Source organism: Streptacidiphilus sp. MAP5-3, from assembly GCF_041262505.1.
Classification (GTDB): domain Bacteria; phylum Actinomycetota; class Actinomycetes; order Streptomycetales; family Streptomycetaceae; genus Streptacidiphilus.
The window spans coordinates 20,954-41,661 of sequence record NZ_JBGCCL010000021.1 but is presented as its reverse complement, the minus strand read 5'-3'; the positions used below and the strand labels follow the sequence as shown (position 1 = coordinate 41,661).

Below are 20,708 nucleotides of genomic sequence, written 5' to 3'. Positions count from 1 at the left end.
TGAAGCGGTGGCCGCGCGGCCTCCTCGTGGCCGGGGACGCGCTGTGCCGGTTCAACCCGGTCCACGGGCACGGGATGACGGTGGCGGCACTGCAGGCCCAGGTGATCGCCGCGCAGACTGCCGCGCGTGAGCCGGCCACGGTCGCCGCTGAGGCGCAGAAGCTGCAGAAGGCCGTGGCGAAGTGCCCGAAGGCAGCCTGGGCGATCGCCACCGGAGAGGACTCCCGCTATCCGAACACGGACGGGCCGGCACCGGGCCGACTCGTCAGGATGCAGCAGGACTACCTGGCCCGCGTGTTGGCCGCGGCCCACACCGACCCGGTGGTGTCCGAGAGCTTCTCCGCGGTGCTCTCGCTCAACCGCGGCCCCGAGATGCTGCTGACGCCGCAGATCGCCGTACGCGCCCGCCGCCGTCAGACCTGAGGTTCCGCATCCGCGTTCCGTCGGTCACCGAAGGTCCGCCGCTGCCGACGGATGTCGTCACCGGCATCCGTCCGGTGGTCCGCGCGGCTCACGCCCACACGTCGGGTCCGCCGCCCTGCCACTCGACCATGTCCTCGGATTCGAGGTCGAGTTCTTCGAGGCCGGCGAGGCGGCAGAACTCGGCCACGTCCGCGAGCACGTGGGCCTTGCCGACGTGCCTGCCGAGGATGGTCACGGGACGGTACGGGCCGGCCATCGGCTCGGTGTGGACCGGGTGGACGACGACGTGCGCGTGATGGCCCGCACCTTCCGGGCTTGCTTCGCTCATGTCGCCCAGCCTGCGGTGTTCGCAGGGTGATCGCATCCGGGTGGAGTGCGCCGCTCGAACGAGCGACGGGGGCGGAGGGGGATGCTTCGGCCTATGCCTCGCCCCGGCCGGTGGCGGCACAGGCATCGGAGCAGAAGCGCGTGCGGGCGCTGCTGCCCCAGCGCTCGTGCGGGGTGCCGCAGCGGGGGCACTGGCGTGTGATGCCCGCGGCGACGTAGTCGAGCAGATCCAGAGCGTGGAGCAGTGCACGGCAGTCCTCCGCGCCCTGCGCTCGCGAGGCCACGAGGAGGCGGGCCTGTTGACGGGTTCTGCGGTCCTGGGCAGTGAAGATGTCGAAATCGCCTGAGCTGTAGGGGTCGTGCACGGGTGGGCCATCCCTCCGCACCGCGGTCGCGGTGTCCTGTCGCTGCCACCCGGGCGGGTGGTCTGTCGCACACCGCGCCCGGGGGTCGCCCGGGGACGCGGTCCGCTGGACGGTCGCTGTCGCGGTTGCTGTTACGGTCGCGGTTGCGTGGTTCAGCGTGCTCCGTCGCGGATGTCCCAGCTGGCGAAGCCCAATGGGTCGGGTGGGTTGAGTTGCTCCAGGCGCGCGTGGAGCCAGGCGATGCGCTGGTCGGCGTCGTCGCCGCGGATACCGAAAGTCAGGCCGCGCGGACCGCCGCGGTGGCGGCGCTGACGGTCGCCGGCGGCCTGGTCGAAGGTGTCCAGCGCCTTCTCGAACAGAAGGGCGTCGGAGCGGCTGTGCGGGGCGAGGTTGTCCAGGGTGAGGAAGCGCCACCCGTGGGCGATGTCGCCGGCCTCGGCCACGATGAGCTGTTCGGCCAGGAACTGCGCGTCGTCCTCGGCGGTCACCGGACCGCTTCCGGTTCCAGGAACAGGTCGGTGTGGTTGAGCGTGTGCGTGGGTGCCTCGGTCTGTGGGCTGCGGAGCGGCAGGTGCCGAACAGGCGCCTTCGCGGCGTGCCGCGGCATGCGAGCTAGGCCGGGACGGCGGGGGATATGGAGGATGAGGCACCTTCTCGCTTGCGCGTCGGCGGGAGCCGCCTTGACGAGGACACCGGCGGTGCAGCGTGGCTGCCTGCCGTCGTGGGCCTTTGGGACAGGTTCGCGCAGGATGGAGGCTTCTGGCTAGGGGCAGCGGCTGGGTGCGGCCCGATGGGGTGTACGGCGGAGGGGTGGTTCACCGCGGGAGAGTGGTGCCGGGCGGACTACTGGTCGACGTAGCCGAAGTCCCCCGCGGTCCAGGCGCTGACGTCCGCGATGGCGATCCGGTACATCCCGCCGGTCTCCGGGATGCCCACGTGACCCTGGAGGATTCGGGCCAGGTGGAAGTGCAGGTATGACGGTGCCTCGGCGGCCCGCCCCCGCGCGTCTGCGGTGGGTCCCATGAAGATGCCGGCGAAGGGCCCCAGGCGCTCGGAGTCCTGCAGCAGTTCCGCGACGTGCTTTCGCCACACCTTCTCGGGTACCAGCCTGCCGGTGATGACCGTGCCGTGGACCACCACGGTGAGCGGCATCTGATTGGTCTGCTCCGCTTCCACAACGGTGGCGATCTCCATGAGCAGCGCATCAGGCGTCGACATGGAGCCGAGGGTACAGGCCGGACTGCGCCGGGCGGGGCCGATGCCGGAGTCGGAATGAGCCCGCCGGGCGCCACGCGGGCCCGCGTGGCGTCGGGGAATGCTGCGGGTACGGCATCTTTCCGTGCTACTGTCGATATCAGTTGCAGTTGTGGTTCCCAAAACTTCGAGTCGCCTGTCGGTCCTCTCCGGTCCGCGGGTGTGCTTGTGAATTTCCGGTGCTTCCGGGCGGGGCAATCATCACGGTGACACGGGGTCCGCAGGGTGCGGGTCCCGGGTATTGCCCCTGAAGGAGATTCAAGATGGCATCCGGCACTGTCAAGTGGTTCAACGCGGAAAAGGGCTTCGGCTTCATCGAGCAGGAGGGCGGCGGTCCCGACGTCTTCGCCCACTACTCGAACATCGCCAGCCAGGGCTTCCGTGAGCTCCAGGAGGGCCAGAAGGTGACCTTCGACGTCACCCAGGGCCCGAAGGGCCCGCAGGCGGAGAACATCGTTCCGGCCTGACGCTGACGCGTACGACGCGGCCCGGGGCCCGCATCCGTGTGGTGCGGTCCCCGGGCCGTCGGCATTTCATCGCACGTGTATGAACTGTCGGCAGAACATGTTTTTTCCGGTCGGGTGATCTGGAAATTCGGTCATCCTTCTCGTCCACCGGAATACCGGTGCGGGCGAGAATCCGACGTGCTTGACATTGTTTCCGTCGCCCCGGTTCGGTCCTGATTCGCGCTGCCCTCGACGGCCAGGAATTCCCTCGACACGCCCGCTCGATCGAGGAGGCTCCTCATGGACCGTACGCACAGCCCGAACGATCCGGCCACGCCGCCGCCCGTCGTCACGTCCTTCGGCGATCTGTGCCTGCCCGCCGCGCTGCTGAAAGAGCTGACCCGCCAGGGTGTCTCCGCGCCGTTTGCGATCCAGGCCGCCACGCTCCCCAACTCCCTTGCCGGGCACGACATCCTGGGGTGCGGGCGCACCGGATCAGGGAAGACGCTGGCGTTCGGGCTTGCCCTGCTGGCCAGGACCGCGGGGCAGCGTGGCACCCCCCGGCGGCCGCAGGCACTCATCCTGGTCCCCACCCGCGAGCTGGCCCAGCAGGTGACCGAGGCGCTCACCCCCTATGCGCGATCACTGGGCCTCAGACTGGTCAGCGTGGTCGGCGGCCGGTCGATCAGCGGTCAGGCCCGCGCGCTGCGCGCCGGGGCCGAGGTCGTCGTCGCCACCCCGGGGCGGCTGGCGGACCTCGTCGAACGCGGCGACTGCCGGCTCGACCGCGTCGCGGTGACCGTGCTCGACGAAGCCGACCAGATGGCCAACCTGGGCTTCCTGCCCCAGGTCACGGCCCTGCTCGATCAACTGCCGTCCGGCGGACAACACCTGCTGTTCTCTGCCACGTTGGACGGTGACGTCGATCTGCTGGTGCGCCGCTACCTGACGGATCCGGTCGCGCACGCGGTCGACGCCTCGGCCGACGACGGTGGCAGGGCGGAGCACCACGTCATCGAGGTCGCCGCGGCGGACAAGCACGCCACCGTCACGCGGCTCGCCGCCGGCGGCGAGCGGGTGCTGCTGTTCGTGGAGACCCGAAAGGCGGTCGACGAGCTCGCCGAGCGGCTGCTGGGCGAAGGCATCCGCGCGGCCACCCTGCACGGGGGCAGGTCCCAGGCCCAACGCTCGCGCACGCTGGAGCAGTTCAGGGCCGGGCAGGTCACCGCGCTGGTGGCCACCAACGTCGCGGCCCGCGGCCTCCACATCGACGATCTCGGCCTGGTGGTCAACGTCGACCCGCCCGCGCACCTCAAGGACTATCTGCACCGCGGCGGACGCACCGCCCGCGCCGGCGCGTCGGGCCGCGTCGTCACCCTGGTCCTGCCCCAGCAGCGTTGCACCGTCGCTCAGTTGTTGGTTCAGGCCGGCATCACCCCGCAGACCACCCGGGTCGGCTTGGGCGGCGTCGAACGCGGTGGCGAGCTGAGCCGGTTCACCGGAGCCCGGCGACCGTAGCGAAGCGCAGGTCAGGCCTGGCATCCCGCTTTCTCTGCGTGCGGTTCCGGCCACCGGGAGTCAGGACCGGAGTAGGGTGGGGACTACCGAGTAAGCGCCTTCCCACCAGCACCCGCGCTGGTGCCGCCCTGGGTCATGACGGGCCCGCTCGCGGGCCGGACTGGCGGCCTCCCATGGCGTCGACTCCTCTCCCTCTTCCCGTTCCCTGGTCGCTGCCTCCTCCGCTGCGCATGGACGCCCTCGGCGCCCCGCTGCTCCCGAGACTGCTGCTCGAACCGACGCTGTTGCGCACCGGCATGTTCGACGGTGCCTGGTGGCCGCGGACGAACCACGTCAGCGCCGAGTTGCCGGACCTGATCACGGCACTCACCGCGCACCTCGGGCGGATCGTCCGGGTGGGCCTCGAAACCGCCGCCTGGGACGCGGCTCCCCGGACGGTCACCGTCAACGGCCTGGTCGTGAGGATCAGTTGGTTCACCGGGGGCAACCGCACGATCAACGTCACCCGGGGTTTCCAGGACCATTTCCTCCTGCTTGTCGTCCCGCCCGGAACCGACACCCGGACCGCGTCGGCCGCGATGATCCAGGCCTCGGCCAGCGAGAACCACCGATCGGCGGCGGAACTCCTGCGACGGAGGCCCGGCCAGACCGCCGGGCACGGCTGACCCCGGCCGCGGGACCGCCCCCACCGCGCGACGTCCAATCCGGCGGTCCGAGACCGGCCGCCCCTCGTGCCGGAGTAGCCTTGGGAGGTCCAGGGCACCTCGTACCGGTACACGTTCCGGCTCGTCCTGGGCGCACAACACCGCCGGGCAGCCACTGGCAGCCCGGAGACGGGCTCAGGTGCCGCCGTGGCCAGCCAGACTCCCTCCCACGCAGGTTTCTGCCTCACCGTGGCCGACGCCATGCAGCCGCACACGGACCAGATCGCCGACGACACCACGATCGACCAGGCCAACGACCTCTTCGACGACCCACGCGTGCCCTACCTGCTCGTGCGCGACGCCGCCGGCCGCTGCGAGGGCCTGGTCACCCGCTCGCGGCTGCTCGTCTTCCTGGCCCGCTCCTGGTACACCAAGCGCACGTTCATTCGCGACACCACCCACCAGCGCGGCCCCTTCGCCCGGCCGGCCATGACACTGGAACGCGCCGACGAAGCCATGCGGATCGGCAAGCTGCGGGTCTGGCCCGTCGTCGACGACAACGGCCACCTCCTGGGCGTGCTCAGCGCGCGCCACGTCGAGGGCCTCATGACCGCCACGAGGCAGGACTCCTCAAGCTCGGCGATCCGTCAACCGGCCGCCGCCGCAGAGCCTGCGCTCTCCGCATCATGAGACGTGCCCGGACCGCTGTTCACGACGGTCGAGGCGCACGGACGGCGCAGCTGTGGCCGCGGTCGTCGTGGCCGTGGTGACCACCGTTACCGGAGAGCAGCCCGGGCAGGGGTGATGCATGGGCCTCGTGACCGCATACTTGAAGTGATGACAAGATCTGAGGGACCCCGACGCATTCTTCCCGCCAGCCCCTTCACGCGCCCCACCGCAGCAGCGCCCGAGCAGTTTGCCGTGGGGGACCGGGTGTCGCACGACAAGCACGGCCTCGGCCGGGTGGTCGCGGTGGAGGACGACTACTCGGTGATCGTCGACTTCGGCTCGGCGCACCGGCGCATCTCCACGCCCTTCTCCGCGATGACAAAACTCTGACACCGCCGACACCGCGCACGCCCGAAAGGGCCCCGACCTGTGGTTCCGCACCTCGGGACGACAGGATTCGACCCTGCGCCCCCCTGGCCCGCACGTGTCCGCGTCGCTCTTTGCGCAGACAGTCCGGGCAGGGGCGGCGGTGGGCCGGGGCCTCGCCGAGCTGAGCCAGGGCGCCGTCGAACGTGTCCCGTTGCCGTGTGACGGGCCTGCCGCGCAAGCTGGACGTAACCGATGGGCCCGTTCCGCCGGGCCGGAGGTGAGGTTCACGATGAGCAGGCTCGAAGAGCAGATCACCATCGACGCTCCGGCGCGGGAGGTCTGGAACCGGCTGCACGACGTCGAGTCCTATCCGGCGTTCATGCACGGGGTCCAGCGCGCCTACGCGCACGGCAGCAACCACGCCCATCTCGACGTCCGGACCAAGGGTGTGGAGCGCGAGTTCGAGGCGGTGCTCGCCGACCGCGGCAACGAGCAGGTGATCACCTGGCAGACGCAGGGGAGCCCCGAGCTGAAGGGCGACATCGTGGTGCGCCCGCTGGACGGCACTCACAGTCAGGTGCAGATCCGGGTGGCCTACGAACCGGATGCGATCCACGACGCCTTCGGCGGCCCACGGGGAATGGCCCAGGTCCACCGGATCGAGAACACCGTCCGGGACGACCTGGAGCAACTCAAGGGCCTGGTGGAGGCGGCGAGGTGACTCGGGCCCGTCGGTGCGGGCCGGGATTCCCGCATCCCGGCCCGCGCTGCGGTGCGGCAGCGTGTCAGTGCTTGACGAACATGCTGTCCATGAAGTCGATGATCTGCTGATCGGTCACGCCCTTGGCCATCTTGTGCCCCATGGCCAGGTCCTTCTCGGTGATGATGCCGACCAGGCGCTCGTTGTCGATCACCGGCATTCGACGCACCTGGTGCCGTTCCATCTTGAGCAGCACGTCGTCCAGGCCGTCCTCCGCCCGCACGCAGTGCAGGTGGCCGGACAGCTCGATCGCCTTCATCTGGTCCGGGTCCTTGCCGGCGGCCAGACAGTCCATCACGATGTCGCGGTCAGTGATCATGCCCTTGAGCTTCTGGTCGGGGCCGCAGATCGGCAGGGCGCCGACGCCCTTGGACTGCATCATCTTCGCGGCTGCCCGCACGGTCTCGTTGGCGTCGATGCACTGGGCGCCGGCGTGCATGATGTCGCGCGCTGTGATCATGATTCTCTCCCTTCGGTGCCGGACAGTACCGGCTTGCTCACCGTAGGTGGCCGTGGGGAGGTGCGCGACCGGGCGGTGGCCGTCACGAAGCGCTCGCGCCCACAGGGTGACGCGTCAGGGACGTTTGAAGGTCGTGGTGGTGCCTGCGCAGGCGGCCAAGTGGATCGCCGCACCGCCGTTCGCGACGCCGAGGCACAGATTCGCCTGCTGTGAGTAGACCGTGTTGTTGCGCATCGAGAACAGCTGCGCGGGATTGCCGCTGCACCGCGCGACCTGCACCACCGTCCCGGGAGTCGTGCCGCCCCAGGCGGCGTCCATGCACAGGCCCTGGCTCTGGAGCGTTCCGTTCGAGACGACCTGCCACCCCTGGTTCGCGTTCCCGTTGCAGCTGCTCAGCCGCAGGGGCGTGCCGTCGGTGCCGACCCCGGCGCTGAGGCACTTCCCGGTGCCGGGGTTGAGCAGCGTGGGCGCGGGCGGACCGGCCGGGCCTCCCACCGGAGCTCCGGTGGAAGGCGCCCCCGTGGGCGGTGCGCCGGTCGTCGGTGCGCTCGCACCGCTCGTCGGCGTGCTCGCACCGGTCGCGGTGACCCGCGGAAGAGCCGAGCCCCGCGCAACGGGCGTGTTGCCCGAGGACCCGAAGCGACCGGTGGTCAGCGCCACGACCACGGCCGCGACGACGACTACGGCAGCGCCTGCCGCGACGACGCCCCGCCAGGTGAGTCGCCGCTCACCGCCCTGCCCCTGCCCGCCGGAACGGAAGCCGCCAGGAGCAGCAGGCACGGGATCGGAGTCGGTGTCGGGCTCGTCGAGGTCGTCGGGGCCGGGAGCCGCATCGGGGTGGTCCAGCCGGCGCGCCACGGGATCGCTCAGGAACCCGGTCTCCACCATTCCCTCGGGGTCCAGGGTCAGGCGCCACCGCGGCTGTGCCACGCGACCAATGACCACCACCGTCCAGCGACCGGTCTGCTCCTCCGCCGCACGGTGAAGTGTCTCGAGGTCCCGCCCGTTCGGGGAGCCCGACAGGACGAGCACCGCGCCGTCGAGCCCTGCCAACGTGGACGCCGCGTCGCGCAGGGCGGCGAACTCGAGGATGCCCGGCTCCTCCCGGGGGGTCTTGAAGCCGACGCGCACCACCTGCACGTCCCGTGCCCACGGGTTCGTCGTCAGCTCGCGGATCCAGTCCTCGGCCAGCGTCCGCGCCTGGCGCCCGTCGCCCTCCAGAGTGATGATGCCGCCGGCTCGGCCGAGGTTGAGCAGCACGAAGCCCTGGCGTGAGCCGCCCAGCGAGACCAGCCGCGGAAAGGGGTCGGTCAGCGCCTCGGAGACGTTGGCGAGCTGGATATCGCGCAGTGCGGCCTGCCAGACCCTGCCGTCCTGTTCGCAGAGCCAGCCGGTGGGCGGCTGTTCGTCGGGGGTGCTCAGGAACAGTCGGACCGTCTGGGCTCCGACGATGAGCGTGTGCACCGCCGGCACGTCGCGGTTCGCGTCGTGGCAGGCGGCGGTGAGGGCACGGACCACCCGGTCCACGGTCCACAGACCGTGGTCGGGGCGGGTGGCCCGGCCCGGTCGGGAGGAGTTGCCGCGCCAGGGGAGCAGCCGGGCGGCCCACGCGCCCCGGGCCGGAACTCGCTGTGCGGATCGGCTCGACACGGTCACCTTCGTCTCCTCGGCTGGGTGGGGGGCACGGTCTCGGCCGCGGGTGGGCGGCCGGACCGACGGGGAGACCCGTCCGCGCGGCCCTCCCGCGCACTGACCGGGGGGCCCGGCCCGTGGTGCCCCTCAGATCGTTCGCCGGGGCCGCATCCTGTGTCAACGACGGGCAGGGGTAGGCCTCCTGGCCTTGGGCCCGTGGACCCACAGCGCGGTCGGTGGGCCTGGACCGGCCCTCCCGAGGGTTCCTAGCATCGTCGGCGTCCCCAGCGAACACGCAGCGCCAACGCGTGGATGCGAACCGAGTCGGGGGCACGACGGAGAAGGGACCTCCCATGGCAAACGTGAACGTCACTTACCAGGAGATGTCGGACAGCGCGAACCGCATGCGCAACAACAAGTCGGACATCGACGCCAAGCTGAGCGAGTGCAAGAGCATCGTCGACAGCCTGACCGGCTCGGGCTTCGTCACCGACCAGGCGTCGGGCAAGTTCGACGAGGTGCACACCGAGTTCGTGAACTCGGCGAACCAGGCCATGGAGACCCTGGACCAGCTCTCGCAGTGGCTCGACAAGGCCGTTTCGGCGATGCAGGACATGGACTCCCAGCTGGCCGGATCGCTGAACAAGAGCTGAACAGGGGCTGATCCCGGCGCGACGCGCCGGAACCCGTCAGCTCTGGTCAGGCACCGGCGTCCAGCTACACGAGGAGTGGGGAAGCAGCAGCGCCATGATGATCACGATTTCCCGGCTCCCCGACTGGTCCGCCGACGTGGTGGTGGACGCCGAGCCCGCAACCAGCGTCCGCGACGTCGTCGCGAACCTGCTGGACAGCCTGGAGCCGGAGCGGTTGCCGGTCGTCGACACACCGTCGGCGACCCGGGTCTACCTCGCCGGCCGACTGCTCGATCTGGACCAGCCGTTGGCGGGCAGCGGCATCCAGGACGGGGCCGTGCTCTGGCTCGACGAGCCCGGCCCCGCCAGGACCGGTCTGCGGGGACTGGTCACCCTGCGGGCGGTGGCCGGGGCCGGTGCGGGCCGGGTCTGGTATCTCGACGCCGGGTTGCACCACATCGCGGCGGACCCGGCGGGCGGGATCGTGGTGGACGGGGAGCAGCCGCTGCCGGTCGCCGCCGTCGCCCGGGTGTCCCTGGACGCCGTGGTGCGGGTCCGCGCGGGCCACGGCGGCGTCCTGCTGGACCGGGCCCCGTTGCCGGACGACACCGAGGTGCGCTGGCGGGAGCAAGCCCAACTCGTGGTGGGCGAGACCGTGTTGGAGGCGCACGTGCTGTCGCGCCCGGACGCGGTCATCGCCGCCTCGTCCGACGGCGGGTTCCTGGACTACAACCGGCCTCCCCGGCTGCTGCCACCGGTCAGGCGCACCGCCTTCAAGCTGCCGAGTCAGCCCAAGGCGCCTTCGCTGAACGCCCTGCCGTGGTTGGCGACCGCGCTGCCCGCCGTCTTCGGCGGGGCCATGGCGATGATGCTGCACAACATGATGTACCTGATGATGACCGCCATGTCGCCGGTGATGATGCTCGGCACCTGGTACTCCGGTCGACGGCAGGGCAAGTCGAGCCACCGGCGCCATCTGGCCGAGTTCCGGTCGCAGCTCCAGGCGACCGAGGCGGACATCACCGCCGCGCTGGGCCAGGAACAGGTGGATCGCCGGGCCGAATGCCCGGACCCCGGCGAGCTGTTGGTCGTGGCCACCGGACCGCGGGCCCGGTTGTGGGAGCGCCGCCGGACCGACCCCGACCACCTGCTGGTCCGGGTCGGCACCGCCGACCTTCCCACGGCGGTCGCCGTCGAGTCGGGTGAGCCGGGCCAGCGCGGTCGCGAGCTGCGGGCCGCGCAGGACGTCCCGGCTGCCTTCTCCATCGCGCAGGCGGGCGTCGTCGGCGTCGTCGGGCCGGAGGACTGGCCCCGCCGCACCACCCGCTGGCTGGTCGGCCAGTTGGCCGTGCTGCAGAGCCCACGTGACGTGCAGTTCTACATCCTGACCGACCCGGAGGGGGAGGCGCTGTGGGAGTGGGCGACCTGGCTGCCCCACGCCCGGCCGCTCCTCGGCCAGCAGGCGCTGGCGCTGGTCGGGGCCGACGCCGAGACGCTGGGCCACCGGGTGGCGGAGCTGACGGAGCTGATCAAGGCCCGTCGGCAGGCCCGCCTCAACTCGGGTGCCGTCGCGGTCTCCGCTGACCCGGATGTGATCGTGGTGATGGACGGGGCCCGCCGGTTGCGCGCCCTGCCCGGTGTGGTGACGATCCTTCAGGAGGGCCCGGCCGTCGGTGTGCTGAGCATCTGCGTGGACTCCGACGAGCGCACCCTGCCGGAGGAGTGCACCACCGTCGTCGTCGTCGGCGGGCCGGGCCGACCGGTCGGCCTGCGCCGTCAACGCGAGGAGCAGATCGACGGCATCCGCGCGGACGAGGTCGTCGACGACTGGTTCGACGCCGTCGGCCGCTGCCTCGCCCCGCTGCGCGACGTCAGCGACGGGCAGGGCGAGACCGCGTTGCCCGGCGCCGCCCGGCTGCTGGAGGTCCTCGGACTGGAGGAGCTGACGCCGGGCGCGATCGCCGCCCGCTGGCGTGCCTCGGGACGCAGCACCAAGGCGGTGGTCGGCTACTCGCTGGACGGGCCGTTCGCCCTGGACCTGGTGAACCACGGGCCGCACGGCCTGGTGGCCGGTACCACCGGTTCCGGCAAGTCGGAGTTCCTGCAGAGCCTGGTCGCGGCGCTGGCGGTGGCCAACCGTCCCGATGCGATGACCTTCGTGCTGGTGGACTACAAGGGTGGCGCCGCGTTCAAGGACTGCGTCGACCTGCCGCACACCGTCGGTCTGGTCACGGACCTCGACACGCACCTGGTCGAGCGGGCGCTGGTCTCGCTGAGTGCCGAACTGACGCACCGTGAGCACCTGTTGGCCGACGCGGGGGCCAAGGACCTGGAGGACTACCTCGACTTCGCCGAGCGCAGACCCGGCGATCTGGCCCCGATCCCGCGGCTGCTGATCGTGATCGACGAGTTCGCGTCCATGGTGCGCGAACTGCCGGACTTCGTCACCGGACTGGTCAACGTCGCACAGCGCGGCCGGTCCCTGGGCATCCACCTGATCCTGGCCACGCAGCGGCCGTCCGGCGTGGTCTCGGCGGAGATCCGCGCCAACACGAACCTGCGGGTCGCCCTGCGGGTGACCGATCCGGCGGAGAGCACCGACGTCATCGACGCCCGCGAGGCGGCCGGAATCTCCGCCGCCACGCCGGGCCGCGCCTACGCCAGGCTCGGGCACAGCTCCCTGATTCCGTTCCAGACCGGGCGGGTCGGCGGCCGGCGACCGCTGGGCGACGGGGAGGCCGTCGCGGTCCCGCCCTTCCTCCAGCCCGTCTCCTGGCTGGACCTGGGGCGCCCGGTGCCGCAACGCCCCCGCGGCACCGTCGAGACGGACACCGAGACCGACCTCGCGGCGCTGGTGCGTACCGTCAAACAGGCCAACGCGCTGGTGGGCGTCGCCCCGCAACGCCGACCGTGGCTGCCCCCGCTGCCGCTCTCACCGGTCGTCGAGCTCCCCGCGGATCCGGTGCGCGGAAAGCGCGGAGACCCGGTCTTCTCCTGGGCCGTGCAGGACCTGCCTACCAAGCAGCGCCAGGAGCAGGTCACGGTCGACCTCGCCGGCTTCGGGCATCTGCACATCGTCGGCGCACCCCGCTCGGGTCGCTCCACGGCGCTGCGTACGTTCGCCGCCGCAGCGGCTGCCGCCTCGGCGGTGACCGACCTGCACCTCTACGGGCTGGACTGCGGGAACGGCGCACTGCTGCCGCTCAGCAGGCTGCCGCACTGCGGTGCGGTGGTCCAGCGGGTGGAGACCGAGCGGGCCGCCCGGCTGCTCAAGCGACTGCACGCCGAGGTGCTCAACCGTCAGCGGATCCTCGGCGAGGGCGGTTTCGCCGACCTGGCCGAGCAACGCGCCTCCGCCCTCGAGGCGGAACGGCTGCCGCACATCGTGCTGCTGCTCGACCGCTGGGAGGGGTTCGTGGGCACCCTCAGCGAGTACGACGGCGGTTCGCTGACGGACCTGGTCCACACGCTGCACCGGGAGGGCGCGAGCGCCGGCGTGCATCTGGTCGTCGCCGGCGACCACATGCTGCTGAGCGGCCGGATGGGCTCGCTCTGCGACGACAAGCTGATCCTGCGCCTGTCCGACCGCATGGACGCGAGCCTGGCCGGGCTGAACCCCAGGAAGATCCCCGAGCACATGCCGCCGGGACGCGGCTACCGCGCGCCCGGTGCGATCGAGACCCAGGTCTCGCTCATGGCGGCCGACCCGGCCGGTCCGGCCCAGGTCGCCGCGCTGCACGCGCTGGGGGCGAGCCTTGCCGAACGGGAGGCGGGGGTGCCGAAGTCGGCACGCCCGAACCGGATCGCGGCGCTGCCCACCCAGCTCTCCTTCGAGCAGGCCTGGGAGCTGGCCGAGACGCCGTCCCCGATGTGGGCAATGATCGGCGTGGGGGGCGACGAGCTCGAACCGGTGGGCGCGGACCTGCTGGGCGACCAGCCCACCTTCCTGGTCGCCGGACCGTCGCGGTCCGGGCGCAGCACCGCGCTGTGCGTGATGGCCGAGTCGCTGCTGCGCGGCGGCGCGGAGGTGGTGCTCGGCGCGCCGATGAACTCCCCGTTGCGCGCGTTCGAGGGACGCGCCGGAGTACGGGGCGTGCTCACCGCCGAAGCCCCGACCGAGGCGGAGTTCGCGGCCCTGCTCGACCCGGGGGACGGCCCGGTGGTGCTGCTGGTCGACGATGCCGAGGTCTGGCGCGACCTGCCCTGCCGGGACTGGCTGAAGGCCTTCGTCCGCAAGGCGTCGGGTTCCAACCGCGGTGTCGTCATCGGCGGGGAAGTCTCCACGGTGGCTAGCGGCTTCTCCGGCTGGCAGGCGGAGGTCAAGCGCAACCGGCGCGGGGTGCTGCTGTCGCCGTCCAACACGGGCGACGGGGATCTCGTGGGCGTGCGGCTGCCCCGGTCGCAAGTGGCCGCGCGGGTGGTGCCCGGTGCCGCCCTGGTGCACCTCGGCACCGGCAGCCTGACCACCGCTCAGATCCCGCTGCCGGCCGCGCAGCCGGCCCCGGCACCGTCCCCCGTACCGGCCGCCGCGTCCGGCGCGTCGGTCCCGACCGAGAAGGAGCAGTGATGGCAGACGTCGTGGTGAAGGACCTGCAGGCGCTCGTCAGTGACCTCAACGACCTGATCGGCCAGTTCGAGGGCGCGCTCGACTTCCAGAACGACGACAAGGGGCTCTGGGGACAGCACAACGCCAACCTCTCGATGGGCGACTTCGCCGCCAACTGGACCATCCACCGCGACGCGATGGTCAAGGACATGAAGAGCCTTCGGGACGAGGTCACCAAGGTCGACCAGGCATGGGCGCAGAGCGACACCCAACTCCTCCAGTCGTTCCAGAACTGAGGACCGGGATGAAGCAGAAGAAGCAGACGTATCGGACGCACGCGGAGCAGAGGACGCGGAGCGAAGTCGAGGAGAGCCGATGAGTGTCAGGAATCTCGGGGACTGGATGCCGCTGGGTCTGGGCTCGGACCCGGTCCGCGCCGACCCGGACGCCGTCAGCGCGGCGCAGCAGCGGTACCAGCACATCGCGGACACCATCGATGACGCGACCGCCCAGCTGCAGAAGATCGTCGGTACCAACAGCGACAGCCTGGCCGGGCAGTACGTCCAGGGACTTCAGTCGGCGGCGAGCTCGCTCAACGACCGGCTCACCAAGGCCGGGGTCCGCTACCACGACGTAGCGAGCCAGATCAGCACGTACGAACCCGACTTGGAGCAGGGGCTCAGCGAGACCGCCGGAGCTCTCTCCGACGCCGAGGCCGCGCAGAACGCGCAGACCAAGGCGAGCAGCATGCCGGAGCCGCAGAAGAGCTCCGACGGCAGCATCTCGCCCGACGAGCAGGCCAAGGGCGACGCGAAGACCAAGGCGACCGACAACGCGAACGCGCAGCTGACCGCCGCGAAGACCCGCCTGAACAACGCGATGGACGCGCTCAACACGGCGGGCAAGCGCTTCGGGGACGCGGTCAACTCCAAGAACTACAAGGACGGACTGACCGACACCTTCAAGGACAAGCTGGACGCGGTGATGGCCAAGATCAGCCAGGTCTTCGCGATCATCGGCATGATCCTGGGAGCGCTGGCCATCCTCATCCCCGGGGTCGACGTGTTGGTGCTCGCCTCGGTGGTCGCGGGAGCGATCACCCTGATCGCCAACATCACCCTGTACCACGACGGGAAGGGCAGCCTCGCGGATGTGATCCTCGGCGCGGTGGGGCTCGGCCTCGCCGGCCTGGGCGCGATCGCCTCGGTCGTCGGCAAGGGCATCTCCGCTGCGGCCAAGGCCGTTGCTGTCGCAGGCAAGACGCGACCGGTTCCTCTCGGCGGAGGGGACGGGTCCATCCCGCTGGTGCCGCTGCGGCCGGTGGGCGGTGCGGGAGGCCGCCCGGTCCCCAACTTCTCCCGTCCCTTCGGGCCCGGAAACGAGCGCCCGGTGCCCAACTTCTCCCGTCCCTTCGGACCCGGCAACCGTCCGGGCGGGCCGGTCGGGCAGGGCTTCGGCGCGGGCCGTCCGATCCCCAACTTCTCCCGGCCGCTCCCGCAGCCGGCCCCGAACGCGGCGGCGGACTGGAAGAACCTGTCCGACTGGTTCAACAACCCGGCCACCAACTTCCTGTTGGGCAAGGGGGGCGCGACCACCCCCGAGGTCGGCTTCTGGGGCTCGGCCGGGCAGCAGCTCGGTGACGTGGGCGACATGTGGAAGGGCCTGCTGACCAACCCGCTGCAGTTCGGCAAGGACCTCGGCAGCATCATCGCCGGTGTCAAGGGAGCCCAGGGCCTGCAGGACGTCGTCGGCGCGGCCGGTCTCGGCAAGATCTCGCCGCTGTGGTACGTCTGGGGCGGCCTCAACGGAGCCTTCGGCGCGGGCGCCGGCTTCGTCTACACGGGCGGGCGTCTCAACGGCTGGATCCCCGCACTCAACCCGCCCGGCTACGGAGCGGCATGAGCGGGGGAGGACACATGGGCGCGGGAGGAACCATGAGCGAGGATCTTTCGGAGCTGACCGGCACGCCGTGGTACTGGGAGTGGGTGCCGACCGGGTTGCCGGGGGAGCCCGAGGCGGAGGCCTGGACCGAGCACCTGACGGGCCTCTTCGACGACTGGACGGCCGAGGGCGTGGCCGCCGCCCGCGCGGGCTGGCCCAAGGACGCGGAGGCCGAGTTCCCCTTCGATCCCGCCGAAGTCGGCCGCGACACCGCCCGTTGGCTGCGCGAACGGGCGGAGCAACTGCCCGAGTGGTCGCGACTCGCCTGGGGCGCGGCGTTCGTGGCGGGCAGGGCGAGGTGGGCCCCGGTCCCGGTGGTGGTGGAGTTCCGCGCCCCGGAGGCGGAGGACCCGAACTACCTGATGGACGTCGTGGGCGCGCGCGGACTGGAGATCGACGCGCGCGAACCGGCCGTCGACTACGTGACCACCCCGAGCGGTGACGGGGTGCGGGTCTTCGCCCTGTGCCGCAGCACGGAGGGAGCGGCCTACGCCCGCCTGGACGCCGCCCTGCGCCTGGACGTCCCGTCGAGGGACGACATGCCCGGCGTCAGTGCGGACGTCGTGTTGAGCACCTGCGTCTTCGAGATGGGGCTGATGGCGCTGATCGGCCCCGGAGTCGAGCAGTTGATGCAGCAGATCGCCGCGGACTGCGACCCTGCCGACGGCGGGCGCGCCCGGCTCGGCCTGGTCGCTGCCGCCGGAGGAGCTGCCGCCGGGGGCGCGGACAGTGGAGAGGAGCAGGAGTGATCGACTTCGAGCTGGTCGTCCCCGACGGCTGGGTGCAGATCCCCACGACCGCCGACACCACCGCGCTGCGCCGTCGGATCATCGAGGAGGTGATCCGGCACCACCTGCCGGACTCACTGCCACGCGACAAGGCGGGCCCGTGGCGTCGGATGCTGCGCCGGGAGCTGACCGAGGCGACCGACGAGGCGGCGCGGAACAACGCTCGCTCGGTGCTGCTGCCGCTGCAGGAGTTCAGCGGGATCAGGTTGCCGGGATCGATGCTGGTGACCGTCCTCGAGTCGGAGGCGGAGGACGAGGACGCCGTCGAGGACGCGGAGCAGCTGCTGGCCGCCGTGCTCGCCGAGGCGGGCGACGGGGGCACCTACCTGGACATCGGCGGCGGCCCCGCGGTGCGCGTGGCCTCAGTGGTGGAGAGCAGCCGGATCGGACGCAAGGCGCCGTCGCGGAAGGTCTCCTACTACGTCGCGCACCCGGAGACGCCCGGCGTGTGGGGGCTGTTGACGTTCACTGTGCTGACCGACGGAGACGTGGAGGCCGCGCCGGTCCAGGCGGTCGAGCTGCTCTTCGACGCGATCGTGACCACGCTGCGCTGGGCGGACCGGGTCGATGTGCCCACGGAGGAGGAGGTGTTGGCCGAACTGGCCCAACTGGCCCGGGAAGCAGGGGAGTCCGGAGAGACAGGGGAGTCAGGGGAGGCCGTGACGCCGGACGGCGAGCCGCTCGCAGACGCGGTAGCCGCGACCGCCGGACCTGAAGGCGGCATGGACACGGCCTGAAGAGGGCGTGAAGCGGGGTCCGTCACGCTGGATTCATGACGCAGCCGCCCACCCCGGCCGCACCCGACGGGCCCCGCCTCGGCCTGGTGCGGATCGCCATCACGAGCCCTGACATCCTCGCCGAGATCCGGCAGGTGTTCGCCGGAAAGAACCTGGACGTCGAGTTCGTCCGGATGCCGTATGTCGAGGTCGCCGTACGGCCCGCGGCCGGGGCGGTGGCGCTCCGGCCGCCGGCCGCGGCTCCTGCGGTCCCGGTGGCCCCTGCTGCGCTCCCCGCAGCCAGGATCAATCCCCGCAGGCTCTGCGCCGAGTACCGGCTCAACGTGATACCGGTCGCCGACCGGGGCATGGGCGAACCCGCGGCTCCCGGTGGGACAGCGCCCGGGTATGCGCCCGCGTCGCAGACGCCCCACCGGCCGACCGTGCCGTTGTCGCAGCGTCAGCACGAGGTGATGGCGCTGGTCTCACGAGGCGTGCGCAACGCCGAGATAGCGGCCCGGCTGCGCCTCAGCGAGAAGACCGTGAAGAACCACATCAACCGGATCTTCCGCTCCCTGGGCGCGGACAGCCGGATCGAGGCAGTGCTGATCTGGCAGGCCCAGCAACGGGACGCGCGGGCGGGCCGGGTGCCGGGCAGCGGGGGCGCCCCGGGCATTCCCGGAGCGGCTACCCCGCGCCCACCCGACGGCCTTCGCGTCCCGGGTCAGCGGACGCCGACCGGGCAGCATCCGGTGCTCGCAGGAACGCGGTGACCTCGGCGGCCTCCGTGGCGCCGACCCCCTCCAGCCGGGCCAGGGCGTCGAGCGCCAGTTCCCGCACATGAGCGGGTCGGCTCCCCGACACGGCGCGCACCTTGGCCAGGCCGAAAAGGGCCAGGCCCTCCAGGCGGCGGTCCCCGGCGGAGCTGCCCGTCGCCAGCGCGTTGCGCAGCAGCCCGAGAGTCGCGTCCACCTGGTCGAGCCCGTCCTGGCCCAGCCGCGAGCAGGCCCGGCTCAGCTGGCGCAGCAGCCCGGCGCGGGAGTCCTGGTCACGCGCCAGATCGGCGCTGCGTAACCCGAGTTGCAGCAGCCCGACCCAGTCCCTGGGCCGGCCGGAGCCGTAGCAGTGCTCGAAGAGCAGACCGACCAGGTGCGCGGCCTCGGCATGACAGCCGATCCGCTGCGCGGTCTGGACCAGCGGCGCGACGTCGTCCCAGGCCTGCGCACGCCAGGCCGCAGGATCGCCCGGAGGAAGCGTCAACGCCGTGATGTGCCAGTGGAGCAGACGCGCCAACGTCTGCCTGCGCCAGGAGGCGCTCTCGCCCTCGCCGGACAGTTCCCCGGCGTAGAGCCGGGTCAGCTCGTGCATGCGGAACCCGCCGTCCGCGGCCTCGACCAGGTGGTGCGCGGCCAGGTTGCGGAGCGTGGCGACGGTCTCCGGCACCGAGAGGTCCAGCAGGGCGGCCGCCGCCTCCGCCCGGACGGGGGTCCTCGGCAGAAGTCCCAGGGTCCGGAAGGCCCGTGCGGATCCGGCGTCGAGCCGGGCGTAGGACCAGGAGAGCACCCCGCGCACCGAGGAGAGTTCGTCGTCCGGGATCTCCAGGCCGTCGAGGCGGTGCCGCACGTCCTCCAACTCGGCGGCCAGGTCCGCGATCCGGGCGGCCGACCCGGCGGTCACCTGCTCCGCGGCGATCCGCAGGGCGAGCGGCAGTCGGTCGCAGAGCTCGGCCAGGCGGCGGGCGGCCGACTCCTCGGCGGCGACCCGGGCCGGGCCGATCGCCGCGGAGAGCAGTTCCAGCGACTCGGGGTGGGTGAGCGGGCCGAGGACCACGCGGCGGGCCGAGTAGCGCACCGCCAGGCGGCTGAGCCGGTTGCGGCTCGTCACCAGGGTGAACGAGGGCCCCGAGCCGGGCAGCAACTCCTCGACCTGCTCGGCGGAGTCGGCGTTGTCGAGCACGATCAGCATGCGCTTGTCCCGGACGATGCTGCGCCACAGGGCCGCCCGCTGCCCGTGGTCGGGCGGGATGTCCGTCACGTTCAGGGAGGTGAGCAGGTGGTGCAGACCGTCCGCCGAGGAGCGGGCCTGCTGCCTGGGGGCGAAGCCGCACAGATCCAGGTACAGCTGGCCGTCCGGGTATTCGTCCATCAGCCGGTGGGCGCAGTGGACGGCCAAGGCCGTCTTACCCACCCCGCCCACTCCGGCGACCATCATGATCGCCGGAGTGGGCTGACCGCCGCTGCTCTCCTGGCCCCCGCGCGCCGCCGCCAGCACCTGTCCGATCGCGTCGGCGCGGCCGACGAAGGCGCCGACGCCGTGCGGCAGTTGGGCCGGCCGGACGACCGGGGCGGGCGTCGCCGGAGCCCCGGCCGGGGCCGGGACAGCGGCCAGGGCGGGGGCCGGGACGGGAGTCGGCTCGGGCGCACCCGTGCCGCGCCCGTTCCCGGTCAGGATGGCGGAGTTGAGCTCCCGCAGCTCCGCCGACGGGGCGATGCCCAGATCCTCGGCCAGCACCCTCCGCAGGTCCTGGTACTGGGCGAGGGCGTCGGCAGTCCGGCCGCTGCGGCACAGCGCCGTGATCAGCAGGGCACGCAGCCGTTCGTCGTACGGGTGGGCGGCGACATGGGTACGCAGCTCGTCGGCCAGGCCGACGGGACGGTCGAGTGCGAGCAGCAGCTCCGCGCGTTCCCGCACGAGCCGCAGCGACAGGTCCGCAGCCCAGGCGCGGAATCCCTCGGCGAACGGGCCCGGCACGCCGGCGAGCGCCGAACCCGGGCGCCAGTGCGCCAACGCCTCGTCGTAGGCGGAGAGTTCGGCGAGGGGGCGGTGCTCCGGAGCGGTCGGTGCCCGGGATGCCAGACGCTCGACGACGCGGATGTCGAGCTGGTCGGGAGCGAGCCGCAGCCCGTAGCCGGTCGCCGAGCTGGTGAGCGACGCCTCCGCCTCGCCGAGCGCGCGACGCAGCCCCGACACGTAGGTGTGGATGCTCCCGGCCGCGGTGGCTGGCGGAGCGGACCCCCACAGGTGGTCGATCAGATCGCCCCTGGTGACCAGGGTGTTGTTGCTGAGCGCGAGCACGGCGAACACGGCCTGCTGCTTGGGCGGCCCGAGGGGGATCTCCCGCTCGCCCACGTACACGCGCAGTGGCCCCAGGGTCTCGACCCAGAGGCGACCTACCTCCGTCACGTCCGACCTCCCGTGCGTGCGATGCCGCAGTTCGAG

The 20,708-nt window shown here is 71.9% G+C and carries 20 protein-coding genes and 1 pseudogene; 14 read left to right on the top strand and 7 right to left on the bottom strand.

Going from position 1 to position 20,708, the window contains the following annotated elements; translation table 11 throughout:
- The first annotated feature begins 26 nt into the window (after nucleotides 1-26).
- Entirely contained in the window at nucleotides 27-422 is a 396-nt protein-coding gene (locus ABH928_RS26185; protein WP_370070708.1) for a hypothetical protein, read from the top strand.
- A gap of 88 nt (nucleotides 423-510) precedes the next feature.
- Here the strand turns inward: ABH928_RS26185 and ABH928_RS26180 are convergent, their stop codons facing one another.
- The 4 genes from ABH928_RS26180 to ABH928_RS26165 form a co-directional block, all read right to left on the bottom strand.
- Nucleotides 511-750 carry a hypothetical protein gene (locus tag ABH928_RS26180; protein ID WP_370070706.1) on the bottom strand — a complete coding sequence of 80 codons (240 nt, stop codon included), beginning with the start codon at nucleotides 748-750 and terminating at the stop codon, nucleotides 511-513.
- A gap of 91 nt (nucleotides 751-841) precedes the next feature.
- A complete protein-coding gene (locus ABH928_RS26175) occupies nucleotides 842-1,114 on the bottom strand; it encodes a hypothetical protein (RefSeq protein ID WP_370070704.1) in 273 nt (90 codons plus the stop codon).
- A 152-nt stretch (nucleotides 1,115-1,266) separates the two neighbouring features.
- Nucleotides 1,267-1,602 carry a hypothetical protein gene (locus tag ABH928_RS26170; protein ID WP_370070702.1) on the bottom strand — a complete coding sequence of 112 codons (336 nt, stop codon included), beginning with the start codon at nucleotides 1,600-1,602 and terminating at the stop codon, nucleotides 1,267-1,269.
- A 355-nt stretch (nucleotides 1,603-1,957) separates the two neighbouring features.
- Nucleotides 1,958-2,332, bottom strand: a complete 375-nt coding sequence (locus ABH928_RS26165) for a hypothetical protein (RefSeq protein WP_370070700.1) — start codon at nucleotides 2,330-2,332, stop codon at nucleotides 1,958-1,960.
- 299 nt (nucleotides 2,333-2,631) lie between these two features.
- Between ABH928_RS26165 and ABH928_RS26160 the strand changes: the two genes are divergently transcribed.
- The 6 genes and pseudogenes from ABH928_RS26160 to ABH928_RS26135 all read left to right on the top strand — a co-directional run bounded on the left by ABH928_RS26160 (nucleotide 2,632) and on the right by ABH928_RS26135 (nucleotide 6,735).
- Nucleotides 2,632-2,835 carry a cold-shock protein gene (locus ABH928_RS26160; protein WP_370070698.1) on the top strand — a complete coding sequence of 68 codons (204 nt, stop codon included), beginning with the start codon at nucleotides 2,632-2,634 and terminating at the stop codon, nucleotides 2,833-2,835.
- Between the two features lie 279 nt (nucleotides 2,836-3,114).
- Nucleotides 3,115-4,329 (top strand): annotated as a pseudogene (locus tag ABH928_RS26155) (DEAD/DEAH box helicase); the annotation flags it as partial.
- Between the two features lie 176 nt (nucleotides 4,330-4,505).
- The gene (locus ABH928_RS26150) at nucleotides 4,506-4,997 is read left to right on the top strand and encodes a DUF5994 family protein (RefSeq protein WP_370070696.1); all 492 of its coding nucleotides are present in this window, start codon (nucleotides 4,506-4,508) and stop codon (nucleotides 4,995-4,997) included.
- A 186-nt stretch (nucleotides 4,998-5,183) separates the two neighbouring features.
- On the top strand, nucleotides 5,184-5,666 hold the full coding sequence (locus ABH928_RS26145) for a CBS domain-containing protein (protein ID WP_370070694.1): 483 nt from the start codon (nucleotides 5,184-5,186) through the stop codon (nucleotides 5,664-5,666).
- A 147-nt stretch (nucleotides 5,667-5,813) separates the two neighbouring features.
- Nucleotides 5,814-6,035 (top strand): hypothetical protein, encoded by a 222-nt coding sequence (locus ABH928_RS26140; protein ID WP_370070692.1) that lies wholly within the window; start codon nucleotides 5,814-5,816, stop codon nucleotides 6,033-6,035.
- Nucleotides 6,036-6,303: 268 nt separating this feature from the next.
- Nucleotides 6,304-6,735, top strand: a complete 432-nt coding sequence (locus ABH928_RS26135) for an SRPBCC family protein (RefSeq protein WP_370070690.1) — start codon at nucleotides 6,304-6,306, stop codon at nucleotides 6,733-6,735.
- Nucleotides 6,736-6,799: 64 nt separating this feature from the next.
- On the opposite strand, the gene ABH928_RS26130 is transcribed toward ABH928_RS26135, so the two are convergent.
- Complete coding sequence (locus tag ABH928_RS26130) at nucleotides 6,800-7,234, bottom strand: CBS domain-containing protein (protein WP_370070688.1); 435 nt, start codon at nucleotides 7,232-7,234, stop codon at nucleotides 6,800-6,802.
- Between the two features lie 114 nt (nucleotides 7,235-7,348).
- A complete protein-coding gene (locus ABH928_RS26125) occupies nucleotides 7,349-8,890 on the bottom strand; it encodes a ricin-type beta-trefoil lectin domain protein (RefSeq protein ID WP_370070686.1) in 1,542 nt (513 codons plus the stop codon).
- A 329-nt stretch (nucleotides 8,891-9,219) separates the two neighbouring features.
- Here ABH928_RS26125 and ABH928_RS26120 point away from each other — a divergent pair, with 329 nt between their 5' ends.
- From ABH928_RS26120 to ABH928_RS26090, 7 genes are all read left to right on the top strand, one after another.
- Nucleotides 9,220-9,519, top strand: a complete 300-nt coding sequence (locus tag ABH928_RS26120) for a WXG100 family type VII secretion target (protein ID WP_196194734.1) — start codon at nucleotides 9,220-9,222, stop codon at nucleotides 9,517-9,519.
- A 94-nt stretch (nucleotides 9,520-9,613) separates the two neighbouring features.
- Nucleotides 9,614-14,065, top strand: coding sequence for an FtsK/SpoIIIE domain-containing protein (locus ABH928_RS26115; RefSeq protein WP_370070683.1), 4,452 nt, complete (start codon nucleotides 9,614-9,616; stop codon nucleotides 14,063-14,065).
- A complete protein-coding gene (locus tag ABH928_RS26110; protein WP_370070681.1) occupies nucleotides 14,065-14,340 on the top strand; it encodes a hypothetical protein in 276 nt (91 codons plus the stop codon). Before ABH928_RS26115 ends, ABH928_RS26110 begins: the two co-directional genes overlap by 1 nt.
- Nucleotides 14,341-14,419: 79 nt before the next feature.
- Nucleotides 14,420-15,946 carry a hypothetical protein gene (locus ABH928_RS26105; protein ID WP_370070679.1) on the top strand — a complete coding sequence of 509 codons (1,527 nt, stop codon included), beginning with the start codon at nucleotides 14,420-14,422 and terminating at the stop codon, nucleotides 15,944-15,946.
- 32 nt (nucleotides 15,947-15,978) lie between these two features.
- Entirely contained in the window at nucleotides 15,979-16,734 is a 756-nt protein-coding gene (locus ABH928_RS26100; protein WP_370070677.1) for a hypothetical protein, read from the top strand.
- Nucleotides 16,731-17,510 carry a hypothetical protein gene (locus tag ABH928_RS26095; protein WP_370070675.1) on the top strand — a complete coding sequence of 260 codons (780 nt, stop codon included), beginning with the start codon at nucleotides 16,731-16,733 and terminating at the stop codon, nucleotides 17,508-17,510. Before ABH928_RS26100 ends, ABH928_RS26095 begins: the two co-directional genes overlap by 4 nt.
- Before the next feature lie 35 nt (nucleotides 17,511-17,545).
- Nucleotides 17,546-18,262, top strand: coding sequence for a helix-turn-helix transcriptional regulator (locus ABH928_RS26090; RefSeq protein WP_370070673.1), 717 nt, complete (start codon nucleotides 17,546-17,548; stop codon nucleotides 18,260-18,262).
- Here the strand turns inward: ABH928_RS26090 and ABH928_RS26085 are convergent.
- A complete protein-coding gene (locus ABH928_RS26085; protein ID WP_370070671.1) occupies nucleotides 18,177-20,672 on the bottom strand; it encodes a BTAD domain-containing putative transcriptional regulator in 2,496 nt (831 codons plus the stop codon). The genes ABH928_RS26090 and ABH928_RS26085 overlap by 86 nt on opposite strands.
- Between the last annotated feature and the right edge of the window lie 36 nt (nucleotides 20,673-20,708).

Excerpts from the sequence above, each read along its gene's own strand:
- ABH928_RS26180 (WP_370070706.1), bottom strand. The coding sequence starts at position 750 with ATGAGCGAAGCAAGCCCGGAAGGTGCGGGCCATCACGCGCACGTCGTC.
- ABH928_RS26165 (WP_370070700.1), bottom strand. The coding sequence starts at position 2,332 with ATGTCGACGCCTGATGCGCTGCTCATGGAGATCGCCACCGTTGTGGAA.
- ABH928_RS26160 (WP_370070698.1), top strand. The coding sequence starts at position 2,632 with ATGGCATCCGGCACTGTCAAGTGGTTCAACGCGGAAAAGGGCTTCGGC.
- ABH928_RS26150 (WP_370070696.1), top strand. The coding sequence starts at position 4,506 with ATGGCGTCGACTCCTCTCCCTCTTCCCGTTCCCTGGTCGCTGCCTCCT.
- ABH928_RS26140 (WP_370070692.1), top strand. The coding sequence starts at position 5,814 with ATGACAAGATCTGAGGGACCCCGACGCATTCTTCCCGCCAGCCCCTTC.
- ABH928_RS26135 (WP_370070690.1), top strand. The coding sequence starts at position 6,304 with ATGAGCAGGCTCGAAGAGCAGATCACCATCGACGCTCCGGCGCGGGAG.
- ABH928_RS26130 (WP_370070688.1), bottom strand. The coding sequence starts at position 7,234 with ATGATCACAGCGCGCGACATCATGCACGCCGGCGCCCAGTGCATCGAC.
- ABH928_RS26120 (WP_196194734.1), top strand. The coding sequence starts at position 9,220 with ATGGCAAACGTGAACGTCACTTACCAGGAGATGTCGGACAGCGCGAAC.
- ABH928_RS26115 (WP_370070683.1), top strand. The coding sequence starts at position 9,614 with ATGATGATCACGATTTCCCGGCTCCCCGACTGGTCCGCCGACGTGGTG.
- ABH928_RS26110 (WP_370070681.1), top strand. The coding sequence starts at position 14,065 with ATGGCAGACGTCGTGGTGAAGGACCTGCAGGCGCTCGTCAGTGACCTC.
- ABH928_RS26105 (WP_370070679.1), top strand. The coding sequence starts at position 14,420 with ATGAGTGTCAGGAATCTCGGGGACTGGATGCCGCTGGGTCTGGGCTCG.
- ABH928_RS26100 (WP_370070677.1), top strand. The coding sequence starts at position 15,979 with ATGAGCGAGGATCTTTCGGAGCTGACCGGCACGCCGTGGTACTGGGAG.
- ABH928_RS26090 (WP_370070673.1), top strand. The coding sequence starts at position 17,546 with ATGACGCAGCCGCCCACCCCGGCCGCACCCGACGGGCCCCGCCTCGGC.